17 protein-coding genes are annotated in these 13,632 nt (G+C 58.3%); 8 read left to right on the forward strand and 9 right to left on the reverse strand.

Annotated features, from left to right (window positions below; genetic code table 11):
* Positions 1–1,475, reverse strand: a 1,475-nt coding sequence (locus NKI61_RS15910; protein WP_352840023.1) for an Ig-like domain-containing protein, incomplete at its 3' end; no start/stop codon positions are given.
* 10 nt (positions 1,476–1,485) lie between these two features.
* On the reverse strand, positions 1,486–1,959 hold the full coding sequence (locus NKI61_RS15915; RefSeq protein WP_352840025.1) for a hypothetical protein: 474 nt from the start codon (positions 1,957–1,959) through the stop codon (positions 1,486–1,488).
* Positions 1,960–2,589: 630 nt separating this feature from the next.
* Here NKI61_RS15915 and NKI61_RS15920 point away from each other — a divergent pair.
* The 4 genes from NKI61_RS15920 (at position 2,590) to NKI61_RS15935 (ending at position 4,117) form a co-directional block, all read left to right on the forward strand.
* Positions 2,590–3,147 carry a hypothetical protein gene (locus NKI61_RS15920; RefSeq protein WP_352840027.1) on the forward strand — a complete coding sequence of 186 codons (558 nt, stop codon included), beginning with the start codon at positions 2,590–2,592 and terminating at the stop codon, positions 3,145–3,147.
* Positions 3,148–3,357: 210 nt separating this feature from the next.
* Complete coding sequence (locus NKI61_RS15925; RefSeq protein WP_352840029.1) at positions 3,358–3,519, forward strand: hypothetical protein; 162 nt, start codon at positions 3,358–3,360, stop codon at positions 3,517–3,519.
* 43 nt (positions 3,520–3,562) lie between these two features.
* Positions 3,563–3,874 (forward strand): hypothetical protein, encoded by a 312-nt coding sequence (locus tag NKI61_RS15930; protein ID WP_352519624.1) that lies wholly within the window; start codon positions 3,563–3,565, stop codon positions 3,872–3,874.
* Positions 3,875–3,892: 18 nt separating this feature from the next.
* On the forward strand, positions 3,893–4,117 hold the full coding sequence (locus tag NKI61_RS15935) for a site-specific integrase (protein WP_023707394.1): 225 nt from the start codon (positions 3,893–3,895) through the stop codon (positions 4,115–4,117).
* A gap of 205 nt (positions 4,118–4,322) precedes the next feature.
* On the opposite strand, the gene NKI61_RS15940 is transcribed toward NKI61_RS15935, so the two are convergent.
* Positions 4,323–4,478, reverse strand: a complete 156-nt coding sequence (locus NKI61_RS15940; protein WP_023744425.1) for a hypothetical protein — start codon at positions 4,476–4,478, stop codon at positions 4,323–4,325.
* Positions 4,479–4,791: 313 nt separating this feature from the next.
* On the opposite strand from NKI61_RS15940, the gene NKI61_RS15945 reads away from it, so the two are divergent.
* Positions 4,792–4,923, forward strand: a complete 132-nt coding sequence (locus NKI61_RS15945) for a hypothetical protein (protein ID WP_023707393.1) — start codon at positions 4,792–4,794, stop codon at positions 4,921–4,923.
* 7 nt (positions 4,924–4,930) lie between these two features.
* On the opposite strand, the gene NKI61_RS15950 is transcribed toward NKI61_RS15945, so the two are convergent.
* On the reverse strand, positions 4,931–5,089 hold the full coding sequence (locus NKI61_RS15950) for a hypothetical protein (RefSeq protein WP_023707392.1): 159 nt from the start codon (positions 5,087–5,089) through the stop codon (positions 4,931–4,933).
* A gap of 450 nt (positions 5,090–5,539) precedes the next feature.
* Positions 5,540–5,704 (reverse strand): KTSC domain-containing protein, encoded by a 165-nt coding sequence (locus NKI61_RS15955; RefSeq protein ID WP_352840049.1) that lies wholly within the window; start codon positions 5,702–5,704, stop codon positions 5,540–5,542.
* Positions 5,705–6,365: 661 nt separating this feature from the next.
* Here NKI61_RS15955 and NKI61_RS15960 point away from each other — a divergent pair.
* Together NKI61_RS15960 and NKI61_RS15965 are read left to right on the forward strand one after the other, a co-directional pair.
* Complete coding sequence (locus NKI61_RS15960; RefSeq protein ID WP_352840030.1) at positions 6,366–6,557, forward strand: hypothetical protein; 192 nt, start codon at positions 6,366–6,368, stop codon at positions 6,555–6,557.
* Between the two features lie 638 nt (positions 6,558–7,195).
* Positions 7,196–7,381: a hypothetical protein gene (locus NKI61_RS15965; protein ID WP_023681021.1), complete on the forward strand. Its 186-nt coding sequence runs from the start codon at positions 7,196–7,198 to the stop codon at positions 7,379–7,381.
* Positions 7,382–8,129: 748 nt separating this feature from the next.
* Here NKI61_RS15965 and NKI61_RS15970 read toward each other — a convergent pair.
* Positions 8,130–8,501 (reverse strand): response regulator, encoded by a 372-nt coding sequence (locus NKI61_RS15970; protein ID WP_023670881.1) that lies wholly within the window; start codon positions 8,499–8,501, stop codon positions 8,130–8,132.
* A 486-nt stretch (positions 8,502–8,987) separates the two neighbouring features.
* Here NKI61_RS15970 and NKI61_RS15975 point away from each other — a divergent pair, with 486 nt between their 5' ends.
* Positions 8,988–9,680: a N5-glutamine methyltransferase family protein gene (locus NKI61_RS15975; RefSeq protein WP_023689767.1), complete on the forward strand. Its 693-nt coding sequence runs from the start codon at positions 8,988–8,990 to the stop codon at positions 9,678–9,680.
* A gap of 54 nt (positions 9,681–9,734) precedes the next feature.
* On the opposite strand, the gene NKI61_RS15980 is transcribed toward NKI61_RS15975, so the two are convergent.
* Genes NKI61_RS15980 through asnB form a run of 3 tightly spaced genes read right to left on the reverse strand, consistent with a single transcriptional unit; the run spans position 9,735 to position 13,630 of the window.
* Entirely contained in the window at positions 9,735–10,001 is a 267-nt protein-coding gene (locus tag NKI61_RS15980; RefSeq protein WP_023670883.1) for an acyl carrier protein, read from the reverse strand.
* A gap of 55 nt (positions 10,002–10,056) precedes the next feature.
* On the reverse strand, positions 10,057–11,613 hold the full coding sequence (locus tag NKI61_RS15985; RefSeq protein ID WP_352840032.1) for a class I adenylate-forming enzyme family protein: 1,557 nt from the start codon (positions 11,611–11,613) through the stop codon (positions 10,057–10,059).
* A complete protein-coding gene (gene asnB / locus NKI61_RS15990; protein ID WP_352840034.1) occupies positions 11,603–13,630 on the reverse strand; it encodes an asparagine synthase (glutamine-hydrolyzing) in 2,028 nt (675 codons plus the stop codon). The genes NKI61_RS15985 and asnB overlap by 11 nt, the downstream gene beginning before the upstream one ends.
* Positions 13,631–13,632: the final 2 nt, after the last annotated feature.

Raw genomic sequence — 13,632 nt, forward strand, 5'->3', positions numbered from 1 at the left:
GTCAGAAGATCGCTGCCCGAGCTGCCGCTGTCGTTGGTCAGCGCCACCGTCGGGGTCGCAATCACGGTGTCCAGATTGAAGGTGATGCTGGCATTGGCGGTGTTGCCGGCGGCGTCGGTGTCGGTCACCACCACCGTGTGGCTGCCCTGGCCGGTCGGCGCCGTATAGGTTGCCGACCCCAGCCCGCCGTCCACGGAATAGCTCCGCGTCACGTCGGGGGCCGCCGCGCTCACCGTCAGCGCCGCGTCATTGGTCAGAAGATCGCTGCCCGAGCTGCCGCTGTCGTTGGTCAGCGCCACCGTCGGGGTCGCAATCACGGTGTCCACGACCAGTACCCCGGCGGGATTGGTTACCGCCCCGCTGAGGACGGCATCGTTGGCTGCCGCGTCCCTGATCGAAGAGCCGTTCAGGCTGAATCCCGTCACGGATAGGTCAGCTGTGTTTTCTCCGCTTGCGACCGTATACTTGAAGGTTAGCGCGGCAGTGCCAGATCCGCCTACATATGTCGCGGTGCCGCCATCGTTTAGCGTCAGAGTGGGGACTCCGCCAGCTACCGTAACCGCTTCACTCAAATTGAGTGTCAGGGTGACTGAGTCCCCCGCCTTCAGGGTACCGTCATTGGGTCCGTAGGTGACCAACGTCACAGTGGGGTTCGCAGTGTCCACCGCGACGGTGTCACCGCCCCCAGCACCAGCGTTGCCGGCAGCGTCGGTGTAACCGCCGGCCGTTACCGAAACGGAGCCATCGCCATTAAAACCGTCTGCTGCCGTGAACTTCGCCGTATAGTGCGAAGCATCGATCATCACAAAATTAGACAGCGTTCCGTGGGTTGCCGTCACATCGTCTAAAGTGAAGCCAGTCACTGGACCAGTGAAGGTGAACGTCACGACCGAGTTGTTGTCACCATCATTTAAAGAAGAGTCGACAATATTCACGGAGACAGGAACCTGCCCGGCGCTATCGAGAACGACAACCCGCTCGATCGCGGAGACCTTGAGGTTGATCGTGGCGAATGTAAATTCTGCCTGACCTGCTTGGCCGGTATTCGTGTTCGAGTTCGCGGCAATGAAGGCACGAAACTGAGCAAGTTCGGTGTTAAACGCCGTCATGAATGACGTATTGGCTAGTTGAACATTGCTTAGATAGATAGCGAGCGTATCGATCTCGGCAGTGCCTTTCGCAGCATTGCCGTTACCGCCGTCGTAGGTGTCGTAGCCGGAAAAGGCTGTTTGTCCGACGGTTGTCCCTGTGCCGTAGACTTGGCTACCAAACTTGTACTGATTTTCCCACGCGCGATAGATGAGCGTGTCCGCTCCCGATCCGCCCAGGACCGTATCGAAACCACTGCCTCCATCGAGCGTATCGGCGCCTGAACCGCCATTCAGGCGATCGCTTCCGGCACCGCCCAAAAGCACGTCGTCTCCACTACCGCCGACCAGATTGTCGTTGCCGCTTGTACCAGTTGCCGTTCCCATACCCCGTCCCCTATCTCGCTAGTTGTTCTTGTCGATCAAGAAGTGTCGACATTGACCTGCCGCTTGCAGCGGCGTCGCTCAAAAATTGTGAACCGGTGAGGGCAAGTTCGCCTTCGCCCACTAACGGCCTGATCCTGGGAGAGAGCGCCGGACCAAATGAGTTCGCATTCAGACCAATGGCATGTGTACCGATGCCAAACGCCCACCCCCCGGAGTCTGGCAAACACAGCTTGATGCCTGCTAGATCTTCGTAGGCAGCAGCGGCCTTCTTCGGATCGGTCGAGGCGGAAAACTCATCATTCGGAGAGCAAAGTGCGATTTCGGCCAGATCGCTACTCGACCCATTGAGAGATATAATGGTCAGAACGGTGGAAATAGGGACGGGCGCATTTTCGGCTAAGCGGTAGGTATAGTCTCCGCCCTGTGGCGTATCAGAAAGCAACGTCGACATTCCGTCGGCGTGTATGATTTGAGAAGCAGCCATTATAACCCCTTACTCATACACAGATGCCCCCACATCCGTTTGCCGACCGCACTTAAAAGACAAAGCACTTGCTATCAAAACTCATAGACTTCGTAAGCGCACCCAACCGCCGCTATGTTACGCCTTGCGAACGGCTGACTCAGCAGTACCGTTTACGGATGGCGGCTCGATGTTGATGATGATGATGATGTTGCGACGAGATTGGTCGCCGCGCTGCGTCTCCCCATTGCGTCGGCAAACTCGTCGGCTGCCGATCATGTTTTTAAGAAAATGCTTATATTAGGAGATTATTAACTCTTCCGAGGGGGAGTCGTCAACATTCGACTAGCGTGACAGTTAACAGTCAAAATAAAACGTGCACGGAACCGGCTGCGGACCGCCTTCCAGAAACGCATGCCCCAGCGAGGGGAATGTGTAGCAGCAACCGCCGATCTCATGGACATTTGCGTTTCACGGTGTCGGTTGCTGTAACCATCTGAGAAGGTCCCAAGAGTCCGAATTTCCGCACCTCGCCTCATGTCGGAGCAAAATAATACAGGTGCATCGAAGTTCGAATAATACAGTTGTATGATTATGGACCAAAAGCGGAAACCGCATCGCTTCCCTCAATCCACGTTGTTGGAGGCGGCATTGGTATCCAATGTCACTTTCAACGCGTGGCGAAAGCGAAACGGGCTTTTCCCTTGGACCAACGCTGACCGTAAGTGGAACACCTATTCTGGAGCTGAAATCACGACTGCGCGCACTGTGGTCGTTCTGACTAGTGCTGGCATGGCTGCATCTCGTGCGGTCTCCGCCGCGATGGCACTTTTGCCTATGTATCGCGCGGCTTGGGAGACGGGCAGCCCGTTGATGGGAAGTGATCCTGTGTTGGCCTTGTCTTTCGATCAGGAAGGGCAGGGATGGTCTGATTTCGATGCATCGTCTCCGGTAGGAGAGGTAATTAGGCGCGAGCAATATCCGGTTTCGATCATTCTCAGGCCGGCTCGAATTGTCCTGGAAGTCTTAATTGGCATCGAGAAGGTGATGAGGCTGCCCGTCAAGGATCTGCTCCAAGCAGTTATCCAAAACCTCACGAATCTTTTGGAAAACGCGGCGGCTGAAAAGGCGGGAGCAATCCAAAATGGCCGGCACACTGATCTCCTTCAAAATTGCCGATATTGCGCGCGGATCAAGAGCGCACGCTAAGGCAACATGGAGCCTGGCAGGGTAGAAATAGATCCGGCGACGGGCAAGATCGTGGTCATCGCCGCTACACATACGAGCGAACCGGAAAACCCCGTCGACCAGTATATAAAAAATCATGCGCGTTCGTCTTAAGGGGCTGAACAGCCGCGCCAAACAACTCGCCGACGGCAGCCTCGTCACCTACTAGTGGGCTTGGAAGGGCGGGCCACCTTGCCTGGCAAGCCTGGAGATCCCGAATTCATCGCAGCCTACAAAGCTGCCGCCGCGACCAAGGCCAAGCCGCGCCAGGGCGTGCTGCTGTCCGTGCTGAATGCATTTCAGGCCAGCTCGGATTTGGATGACCTGGCACGCAAGCCGATTATGTCAAGCTGATCAAGGTATCGAAAAGAAATTCGGTGACTTCCCGCTGTCGGGCATGAGCGACCGCCGCACGCGCGGCATCTTCATGGAGTGGCGCGACGAGCGCGCCAAGGCATCGCGCCAACAGGCAGACTATGGCTGGCAGGTGCTGGCGAGGATCCTGTCCTGGGGACACGGTCGCGGCCTTGTGTCAGCCAATCCTTGCGAGAAGGGCGGGCGCCTCTATCGCGGCACCAGGGTGGCTAACGTCTGGTCTGCCGCCTACGAGGCCGCATTCTATGCCAGCGCTCCCGCGCACCTGCATCTGCCGCTCACACTGGCCTTGTGGACCGGCCGGCGCCAGGGCGACCTGCTGCGGCTCACTTGACAGCAGTATGACGGCAAGGTGATCCGCCTGCAGCAATCCAAGACCGGAACTCGTGTGGTCATTCCCGTCGGAGGGCCGCTCAAGGCTGCGCTCGAGGCGTTGCGCGACAAGGTCGGGCAGATACTTTTGAACAGCGACGGCGTGCCATGGACCTCAGATGGCTTTCGATCATCGTGGCGCAAGGCCTGCGCCTCGGCCGGGGTGGTCGGAGTGACCCTAAATACATTCGCGGGACTGCTGTAACGCGCCTGGCGCTCGTCGAGGCCTGGGGGCCGGAAATCGCAACGATCACCGGCCACAGCCTTCCTCAACCGAGATCCGGCGCTCGGCGAAAGCGCCATCCGCAAGCTCGAAACGGGAACAAAAATTACCGACCGTGCGTCCGACTGACACGAAATGTTCTAATGATCAAACGGAAAAATCGCTTTCTGGGGAACCTGGATTCGAATCATAGCTGCAGGTCACGTCGCACCTTTACCGGATAGCCGTCGGCATCCTTGCGCTTGTCGAACTGCTTGGCGCGGCGATTGCAGCCGGCATCGAAGTAGTCTGCCGGCCAGCGAACTTCACCGGAGGGCAGGGTGCGCTTGCGGACTTTAGCCATTCCTATTCCTCGCGGTACTTTGGATTAGGTTGCGTGGTGTGGGAGCGAGCTTGCCAGACCGGATAGCGTTCCGCCTCTTTCGCCAACTCTCTATCATTTCTTTCCGCGACGCTCCGATGGCCTCGAAAACCTCTTGGCCGATGGGGACGTCTCCGGAGGCGTATTCATTCGCAAGCTTGATTGCTTCGCCTAACTTTGGATTGTTGGCGAATGGCGCAAGTTCAACGAAAAGATTGAACAGGTTATCCAGACCGGAACAGTGCCGACTAACGGTTAATGTCGGCAGTGTCCCGAATCATGATTGGCTGGAGCGATGGCGGTACTGGCGTTCGATCTTGTCTATTTTTCCGGCCTGACCCTAGGCGACCTGCTGGGCAGCGTCATTTCGTTGCTGGCGTGTTTGGTGCTCTACAACGTTTTGGCTACGGACCGCCCGAACCGATAGGTCGGGTCTAACCCGCGTTCGCCATTCCAAAGCCAAGGCCCAGGCCGATTGCGACGCCAAGGAACAGCTTGCCGGCCATGTCGATGCGCGAAGGCGCATACAGGGCGCCATGCGTCTGTGCGGGCGCTCTGAGGCCGTTGCCGACGTCATCGAAGATCGTTTCCATCGGTCGAGTCTCCGAATCTGTGAATCCTCTGTTTGATCCGTCAAAGTCTAACGATCAGGGAAGCGCCATGAAAGCACGTGCAGTAACGGTTGATTCAACCATTGCTGGTATAAGTGTGGGTGGGTGGCGGCTCCGACAGCTCGGGGGTGGAACTGAGTGCCGAAGCCGCCTGCGCAGCCAAGGTTGGGGTTTGACCGCGCCGTCCTATTCTGGGACAGCGCGGTCAACGATTCGTTAAAATTTTCCGGACCTAATTAAGTCGGTGCTAATTGCGCCCTTTGGCCTTTTTGGGTCAGCCGGGAACATCCCCGCTCCGAGGCTGTTCGGTCACACCCGGCTCGTTCTCAGCGGTCCCTGCCGGTGACCAAGATGGCCCCTCACTCATCATGGTCGGCCCGCGCTCGGAAGCAGGCGCGGGCCATCCCTGCACAAGCCCGGCGTCTCCAGATGTCAGCGCCCTGGCGCGAGCCGGACTGCATAACGATTGCGGATGTGCCTGTTAAAATAGACGCCCTTGGCAAAGGCAGCTTTGAACGCAGCAACGGCCTCAGCAGGTACGTCCAAAAACTCGTAATGCTTCCCGCACCACTGCGGCCGTTCTAGAGCATGCCTCAGAACGTTCTCAAACGAGGTTAGCTGGAGTGGACTTCATAGCGTCACGGGAAACATACGGAACGATACGGGAAGATTTCTGATTTTGGCCCAAGAAAAAACTAACAAAATCAACGATTTTTAGACACCCTCCGGGCCACCAGTCGCCTTCATGCACAAGGCTTTGCGTCGAGGGTAGACAACCTGGTTAGACAGTGGGTTAGACAAACCGCTTCAGAAGCTTCGCCATGCCATCCACGGCGAGCCGCTCCTGCTCCGTCCTTGCTGTAAAGCTCTACGTGGTCCAGGACGTCGTGGCCGAGAATGCCTGCCGATTGTTTCGAGGTCGCGCCCTCCTTGGCCAGGTACTTCCCCAGCGTCTTCCGAAGTCCATGCAGCTTGCAGCCGGGCCCCATGCCCGCCATCTTGGTTCAGTGCGCCATCATGCCGGTCAGCGACTTTCTCAGAGAAGGAATTGCCGTAGGCGTTCAAAATCACCGTGTCGGCCGAGCCCCAATGCTTCGGTGAGCACATAGGTGATCGTTAGCGCACTTCAAATGCGATCCGCTGCTCACTAATTACTTGATCCCGTAAATTACATGATCACGTATCGACTTTTGCATTGAAATCCCGAATTCGGTGGCCTTATAAAACTGATGTTGCCATTGCTCGTAGGTCGGCTGTGATGGATAACGCGGCTCCATTCCGCAAGGCCGTCCCTTGCGTCGAAGTGACAGAAACCTGCGGCGAATGGTTCGTCCGCGTGGTTGAGAAAGATCAGGAAATTGCCCGGTCATTCAATCAGGAATCGTTCGCGTTGTCCTTTGCAGAAGGCCAGCGGATACGCCTATGGCTAGCGAAGGTCGTGCGCCTGTAGGGCGCTGTGGGGCGGCATTGTAGGCATTCAAGCATGAGCGGAACCTAATTTGCAGCCGCAAATTAATGTCCAATGAATGAACTCCCAAACCGGAAAAAACTCGTGCCTGACCCTCAACCTCGGCGCGGCTCCAACAAAGGTGTGTTGCTAGCGGCTGCAGCGCTGCTGTTTGCCTTTCTCGCTCTTATTCTGTTTGGGTTTTTTCAGTAAGTGCGCGCGGCGCCGGCTTCCTAGAGAGGGCAGAGCACCTGCCGACGTGATCTTCGATCGCTCGCGTCCTTGCGGCGGGGCGACTATCCAAGCCGGCTCGGTTCGTCGCTCCTGACGGGTTCGGCGGTCCCACCACAGCAGGATGATCATTCGGCAATTTTTGGCAGCGCCGGTATTCAACTCACGCCCAAAGCGATTGAACTGAAGCTGGCCGTCGATGTCGTGACTGACGCAGCATGAGCCGAACAGGCGAGGCAAGCGCAAGCCTTGGGGCCCAACCTCAGACAGACGAAGCACGCTCGTGCAGTCTGGAGACAGCGCAACGAGTTATTCATTCGGGCGCCTTCGCATCACCAGCGGAACGAAAGAGTTAACTGGCGGTTTACTAGGGAAGGATTGCAGGACGAAAAACATTGAGGATTTCTGCCATGACAATGTTGTTCGAACCACTCGACTCTGAAGGTTACAAGCGCAGCGTGGTCTACCATGCGGCACGCTTGTCCATGCTCCACAATCGAATGCTGAAGCGTTTCGACAAGGTCGATAAAGCGGCTGAAAAGGTTGAAGCCGAGGTGGAGTTGTTTGATGAAGCTGTTCGCACTCTCTACGAATGAGCGGCATGTTGACCGCCGACGTTCCTGCTAGCGCGTATACGGGCGCGGGGTTCACCGTTGCGTCACCAGGCGATGTCGCGCCGCGTATTTGGGCTTGATAAGCACGATCTAATGTATACGATTCACCCAGCCGGCCTGGCTCCCCCGCCATCGGGCCGGTCAGGCCCGACGGTTCAACGCACCACCCCAAACGACTGTCGGGCCGCTAGGACTCTCACTGCGCAGCCGGGTTCATGCTTTGCCTTTTTTTCTCGAAAAGCGCGAGCTTGGTCATATAACCAATTCTGATTTTTGCATGGCATTGGGTGCAGTTGAAGTTGGATATCACCTTCAACCACGATCCCTTTTTTATGATGACATGAGAACAGTTTGGACATTCCAGTTCCAGGTACTCGTCCCCCATATCGTTTGAAATCGGCACTACGACACTCCCCAACAGTTGCCCGTGAAACTTGCGCTTCGAGATCGGCCGGCACCTCCGTGCTCAAACCCCGAACGTGGGTCCTTGGCAGATGTTCCGCAATCCGACCTCTGGCGACCGGGATCGGACCTAAGTCCAAATCGCCGCCAACAGGCCGAGAAGTGGAACCCCGGCGGATGCTTTTTGAACGCTGAATTTCCGTCCTCGCCGGTCGTAGTCCGCCGTCCTCATGGCCAAAGCGCCAATGTTGCCCTTTGTGAGACTGACCTCGTCCGGCCTACCAGGTCGCCAGGGCGCAACTCCGGTAATAATGCGGCGGAGCGAATGTCAGCGCGAAGCTGTGCGCAGGGACGCCAACTCGCTGACAGCAGCAAGGATGACAGCATCGGTTGCCGGCTTCGGCAGGAATCTGCAGTCGCGGAAAGCCGCGGGAACGTCGGCGGGGCCAAATCCCGACAAGAAGGCAAAGGGGATGCCTCGCGCCTGCAATATCCTCGCCACCGGCAGACCCGTTTCACCGTTCAGCTGGATGTCTAGCAACGCCACGTCAATCTTGTCCGATTCGACAAGACGCAGAGCGGCGGATACCGACGGCACAGGTCCGACCACCTGATAACCGGCGCGACGCAGCCGCGCGGCAGTGTCCTGCGCGACTAGCCATTGATCCTCAACAATCAGAACACTCACGCTTTCGCTCACGGCCCCTCTCTGCGATTGACCGGAAATGAGATGTCGATCCGAGACCTTCGGACAGTTGTTTCGACATGTCCGCAAACCTATAGGTAACCTCTCCATGCAGCAAGGTGAGGCTGATGCTGGAGCGGAGGCGCTTCCACCGACCACTTGCTGAATTACCGGAGCCGAAGATTAGCGCGTCAATGGAGCTGCGGTCCGCGCCTCCGCTCCATCAGAGTTGGATAGGCGTTTACCCCTCTCCACGATCCACAAAATCTAAAAGCCGCCGTACCGCGCCATTGGCTCTTCAAAGCATGAGCAGCACCTCTCTCTCCATCTTTGGCGACCTGAGATTGCAATCGGTCAATGAGCGTCAGAAGTGCGATGCACCGAGTTTGTGCCTGCAGTTTTTCGAAGGAAAGGCTTGAGAATTCATGATTTCGGAGCAGGTTTGGCTGGCGCATGAGCGCCGCAGATCTATACTGGGGAGATCAAGCGATGGGGTCGGCCATGAGCAAAGAGTTCAGTGTAGCTGATGCCTATGGCGCCGGCCGCGCCATGTTCATGGGACTTGAACTGCTGGTTTCGCCCGGTGCGCTCGTCCCCAGACCTGAGACCGAGTTGCTCGGCAAGACCGCGCTTGGTGTGTTGCATCAGATGAACCTGCCGGCTCCGCGCATAGTTGATATGTGCTGCGGCACTGGGAATCTGGCGTGCGCGATCGCCTACCATGTGCCCAGCGCCCTTGTCTGGGCAAGCGATCTCACCGATGAATGCGTCGAAACGGCACGCCGCAACACCTCACATCACGGCATGGCTGAGCGTCTTTCGGTGCTTCAGGGCGACTTGTTCGACTCTCTCATCGGCCTTGGGTTAGACGGAACTATCGACGTAATCGTCTGCAATCCGCCTTACATTTCTGAAAAGCGGCTCGAGGGCGACCGCGCCCATCTGATCGAGCTTGAGCCGCGCGAGGCGTTTGCAGCCGGCCCTTACGGCCTGAGCATTCATATGCGCGTACTGAAAGACGCACCGCGATACCTGCGGCGTGGCGGCATCCTGCTCTTCGAGGTCGGGCTTGGCCAAGACCGACAGGTAGCGGGTCTGCTGGAACGCAGCAAGGCATTCGAGAACATCCGTTCGGTCTCGAACGAAGCGGGCGAGGGCCGGGTGGTTCTGGGGCAAGTCAAGACGCAGGCATGAATCCTGCGACAATCAGACCAAATACGGGGCTGCTCTGGGCGTTACGCTTACCCATCAGTTCATTTTGCGGATGATGTATTGCTCGATCCCCTGGATGGAATCGAGGTTTTCAGGCAGAAGTTCGCTATCCTCGACGGTAATGCCAAAGGTCTCCTCGATGAAGCCGATAATCTCAAGCACACCCGTCGAGTCGACAATGCCTTGATCGAGCAAGGATGCGTCATCCAGCAATGCCTTGACGTCGCTGACGTAGAAATTCGAAACCAAGAAACTACGAATCTGCTCGCTGTAGATTCCGGTGCGTTCCTTGATGGTCAACATGAATTCGTCCTCCGTGGCGTCACCATTAAATCAGCGACTTGGTTCTGGCCCCGTATCATGACAGCGCCGTTTTCTTGAGTTTTCCCGTGTCCGTCATCGGCAGGTTCGCCACAACGACGATGGATTTCGGGACCATGAAGTTTTCCAGACGCTTCTGGCACTCCTTCTGCAGTTCCCTTTCGCCAATGGCTCTTCCATGCTCCATCACCACAAAAGCTTTCACCGCTTGCCCGAGGAGCTCGTCGGGAACACCTATGACAGCCGCTTCTCGGACTCCTGGAATGTCCATCAGTACATTTTCCACTTCCCTTGGCGCCACCTTCTCGCCTCGCGACTTTATGATCTCATCCCCACGGCCAACGAAGTAGAGGTAACCCTCCGTATCCATCCGGCAGTAGTCGCCGGTGTATAGGACCTGCTCGCCGGGCAGCGGGCCGGGTTTGAGTTTCCTGGCCGTTGCCTCGGGCTTGCCCCAATACCCGTTCATCACCGTTGCGCCGCGAATGACGAGTTGGCCGACAACGCCTGGGCCTATCCGCCTGTCATGCTCGTCAACGATCCACATCTCCGTATTCGGGATTGCGATCCCTACGCTCAATGGCTTTCGCTCGAGGTCCGCTGGCGGCAAATAGGTGCAACGTTTGCATTCGGTGAGACCGTACATCGAATAGATGCGTGCACCCGAAAACAGCTCGCGAAGCATGAAAATATGCTTGAGGGGTAGGGCTGCCGCAGTGTTTGTGACGTAGCGGATGCTCGAGAAATCCTGGTCTTTGAGGGACCTGAGTTCGGAGAGTGCGGCAAAGATTGTGGGCACGCCAGGAAAGCCCGTAACCCCCTCCTGCCTGATCAACCCGAGGATCTGTGCCGGGAAAGCGAACGAGCGTTCGAGCACCAGCCGGGCGCCGGTACGAAAAGCCATGATCATCTGGTACAGTCCATAATCGAAGGCGAGGGGTAGGACATTGAGGATCACCTCGTCCTCGGCAATTGCCAGGTAGGAAGCGACAGACGCGCACGCGGCCATCATGTTTCTGTGCGTCAGCATCACGCCCTTGGGTTCGCCCGTCGACCCAGACGTGTAGATGATGGCTGCCAGATCAACATCGATGCACTGCCGTGCCGGCGGCGTATCCGCGCCATTGGCGAGGGCGGCGTCCCAGCGCACGGCAAACGGCAGCTGGGCGAGTTCGACGTCGTCGATCGGTCCCGATACGATCACTCGCAGAAGTGACGGGCAGCCGCGCGCCGGCTCGCGGAAGATCGCGTGCAGATGGCCGTCCGTGATGAGCGCCGTCGGCCGGCAGTCGTTGAGCAGATAATCGAGCTTGTCGCTCTTGGTGAGCGGGTTGACGATGCACACCACCGCATTCGCCTTTAGCACCGCCCAGAAGCTAACCACCGTCTCGACGGTGTTGTCGGCGAAGATCATCACGCGATCACCGCGAACGACGCCGGATGCGGCCAGGTCCCGGGCGATCGCGTTGGCTCGCGTTTCGAGTTCGAGGTAGGTGACACGCTGCCTGTTGCACACCAGCGCCACCTTACTTCCGTGTCGGACGGCTGAATGGGCGAGGTAGTCATGCAGCAATGGTACGGCATCATGCAACATGCAGGCGCTCTTCCCGATGTTCGCAGTCGACGTCGACGCTGAGTGTGCATTCGAGCGTTGCACTGGGACAACCCGCGACGAACTGCTGATGAAGAAGTTGGGTCGACAACACGCCGACCAGCGCCATGTTGTCGGCATTGGACAGGTCGCCATCGCCAGTTCTGGCCTGGCATTTGGCAAGCAGGTGCGTGACCGCCTTTGGATCGAAGACATTCGCCTCGCGCAGGGCCGCCTGCGAAACCGCCTCGCGTGCGTAATCCGGAGCGTCTGCGCCGACGAAGCAAAGCGCGTTGGGCGCACGGAAGGGCTGCTTCTTGCGGGCTATGATCTCGGAGGGCAGGATGGGTGCCGCCATGCGCTTCAGCACGTGCTTCTCGTCGAGGCCGCGGAGTTTGAAGGAGGGTGGCAGCGAATTCGCGAGCCTCACAAGTTCATCGTCCAGGAACGGGAAGCGCCCCTCGACGGAGTGAGCCATCAGCATCCTGTCGCCTTGCGAGGAGAGCAGATAGCCCGACATCAGTGTTTGCACCTCGAGATACTGGTCCTGCGCAAGAGGGCTCCAACGGGCAAACTGCGCGGGCAGACGGGCGAGCAACTCGGACACGGCGTCGCGGCCCTGCGTTCGAGCCCGCATATCGGCCGTAAACAAGCGCTTGATGGCACTGGTGGTTCGCCAGCGTGTTTCATGAGCAAAGCCCGGCGCGTCGTAAGCGTGAATATTTCGCCCGAAGAACTGACGCGCCATCGCCTGCTGTTGCACCGGCGAGCGGGTGAGATAGGGGTAAAGGCGTTCCAGGAGCCGAGAGCGTCGTGCCGAAGTCGGGTGGCGCCCCCAGAAGCGGCGGACCTTGCCTTCGCGGAACAGGTCGTAGCCGGCGAACATTTCGTCAGCGCCTTCGCCGGTCAGCACGACCTTGATGCCACGCTCGCGCACCAGGTGCGAGAGCAGGAAGAGTGGCGCCGGGGCAGTCCTCAGGATCGGGCGTTCGGTGTGTTGGATTACCTCCGGAAAGATTCCGGCTATATCTCTGCGCGAAACGACCACTTCATGGTGCTCACTGCCGATCGTCTTGGCAACCATTCGCTGGAAGCGGGTCTCGTCATATTCGGCGTCGGCAAAACGTAAGGAGAAGGTTTGGAAGCGCTCGCCCGCGAAGCGCCTTGCGAGCGCAGCCACAAGCGAACTGTCCAGCCCTCCGGAGAGGTAGCACCCGACAGGCACGTCGGCGCGCACCATTCTGAGCGCCGTCGCGGCCTCAAGAGCGCTAGACACGCGGTCCACCGCGTCGTTGGAGGACCCGGGGAACTCGCCCTGCTGCGATCCGAAATTGTCGGGATAGGAAGGCTGCCAAAAAATCCGCTCACGAACGGTGCCATCCTGATAGATGCGGACACGACCCGGCTCGAGTTCGTTGATTCCGTGGAAAACTCCTTGCGGCGGAACGACCGTCCAGAGCGTGAACGTCTGATCGATGCCGGCGGGATCAAAGGCGCGAGGTATGGTTCGATCGGCTGCGAAAATGGCTTTCACTTCGCTGGCGAAATAAAGCCGGTGCGCATGCTCGCTGAAATACAGCGGGCAAATGCCGAAGCGGTCGCGCGACAATATGAGACGATTGGCCACTGAATCCCAGATCGCAATTGCCCATTGGCCGTTCATCCGCTCGAAGGCCGTTTCTCCCCACTCACGATAGGCGTGCAGCGCGACCTCCGTGTCGCTGCGGGTTCGGAAGCGGTGGCCGAGCGCCGTGAGTTTTTCACGCAATTCGACGTAGTTGAAGATCTCGCCGTTGAACACGATCCACGTCGTATCGCCTGTATCCGCCATCGGCTGCTGGCCACTGGAGAGATCGACGATGGACAGGCGCACATGCGCCAGCCCCGCGCGTCTGTCCCGGTAGAGACCGCGCCCGTCGGGACCGCGATGCGCCAGCGCGCCCATCATCTGCATCAGCGCCTGCCGCGAAGGAGAAGCCGCTGTGGCATTCAGCGCCACGATTCCAGCGATGCCGCACATGC

It is taken from the genome of Mesorhizobium sp. M0514 (assembly GCF_040321145.1).
In the GTDB taxonomy this organism is placed as follows: Bacteria; Pseudomonadota; Alphaproteobacteria; order Rhizobiales; family Rhizobiaceae; genus Mesorhizobium.

Excerpts from the sequence above, each read along its gene's own strand:
- NKI61_RS15940 (WP_023744425.1), bottom strand. The coding sequence starts at position 4,478 with ATGGCTAAAGTCCGCAAGCGCACCCTGCCCTCCGGTGAAGTTCGCTGG.
- asnB (WP_352840034.1), bottom strand. The coding sequence starts at position 13,630 with ATGTGCGGCATCGCTGGAATCGTGGCGCTGAATGCCACAGCGGCTTCT.
- NKI61_RS15960 (WP_352840030.1), top strand. The coding sequence starts at position 6,366 with ATGGATAACGCGGCTCCATTCCGCAAGGCCGTCCCTTGCGTCGAAGTG.
- NKI61_RS15930 (WP_352519624.1), top strand. The coding sequence starts at position 3,563 with ATGAGCGACCGCCGCACGCGCGGCATCTTCATGGAGTGGCGCGACGAG.
- NKI61_RS15975 (WP_023689767.1), top strand. The coding sequence starts at position 8,988 with ATGAGCAAAGAGTTCAGTGTAGCTGATGCCTATGGCGCCGGCCGCGCC.
- NKI61_RS15965 (WP_023681021.1), top strand. The coding sequence starts at position 7,196 with ATGACAATGTTGTTCGAACCACTCGACTCTGAAGGTTACAAGCGCAGC.
- NKI61_RS15985 (WP_352840032.1), bottom strand. The coding sequence starts at position 11,613 with ATGTTGCATGATGCCGTACCATTGCTGCATGACTACCTCGCCCATTCA.
- NKI61_RS15945 (WP_023707393.1), top strand. The coding sequence starts at position 4,792 with ATGGCGGTACTGGCGTTCGATCTTGTCTATTTTTCCGGCCTGACCCTA.
- NKI61_RS15915 (WP_352840025.1), bottom strand. The coding sequence starts at position 1,959 with ATGGCTGCTTCTCAAATCATACACGCCGACGGAATGTCGACGTTGCTT.
- NKI61_RS15980 (WP_023670883.1), bottom strand. The coding sequence starts at position 10,001 with ATGTTGACCATCAAGGAACGCACCGGAATCTACAGCGAGCAGATTCGT.
- NKI61_RS15950 (WP_023707392.1), bottom strand. The coding sequence starts at position 5,089 with ATGGAAACGATCTTCGATGACGTCGGCAACGGCCTCAGAGCGCCCGCA.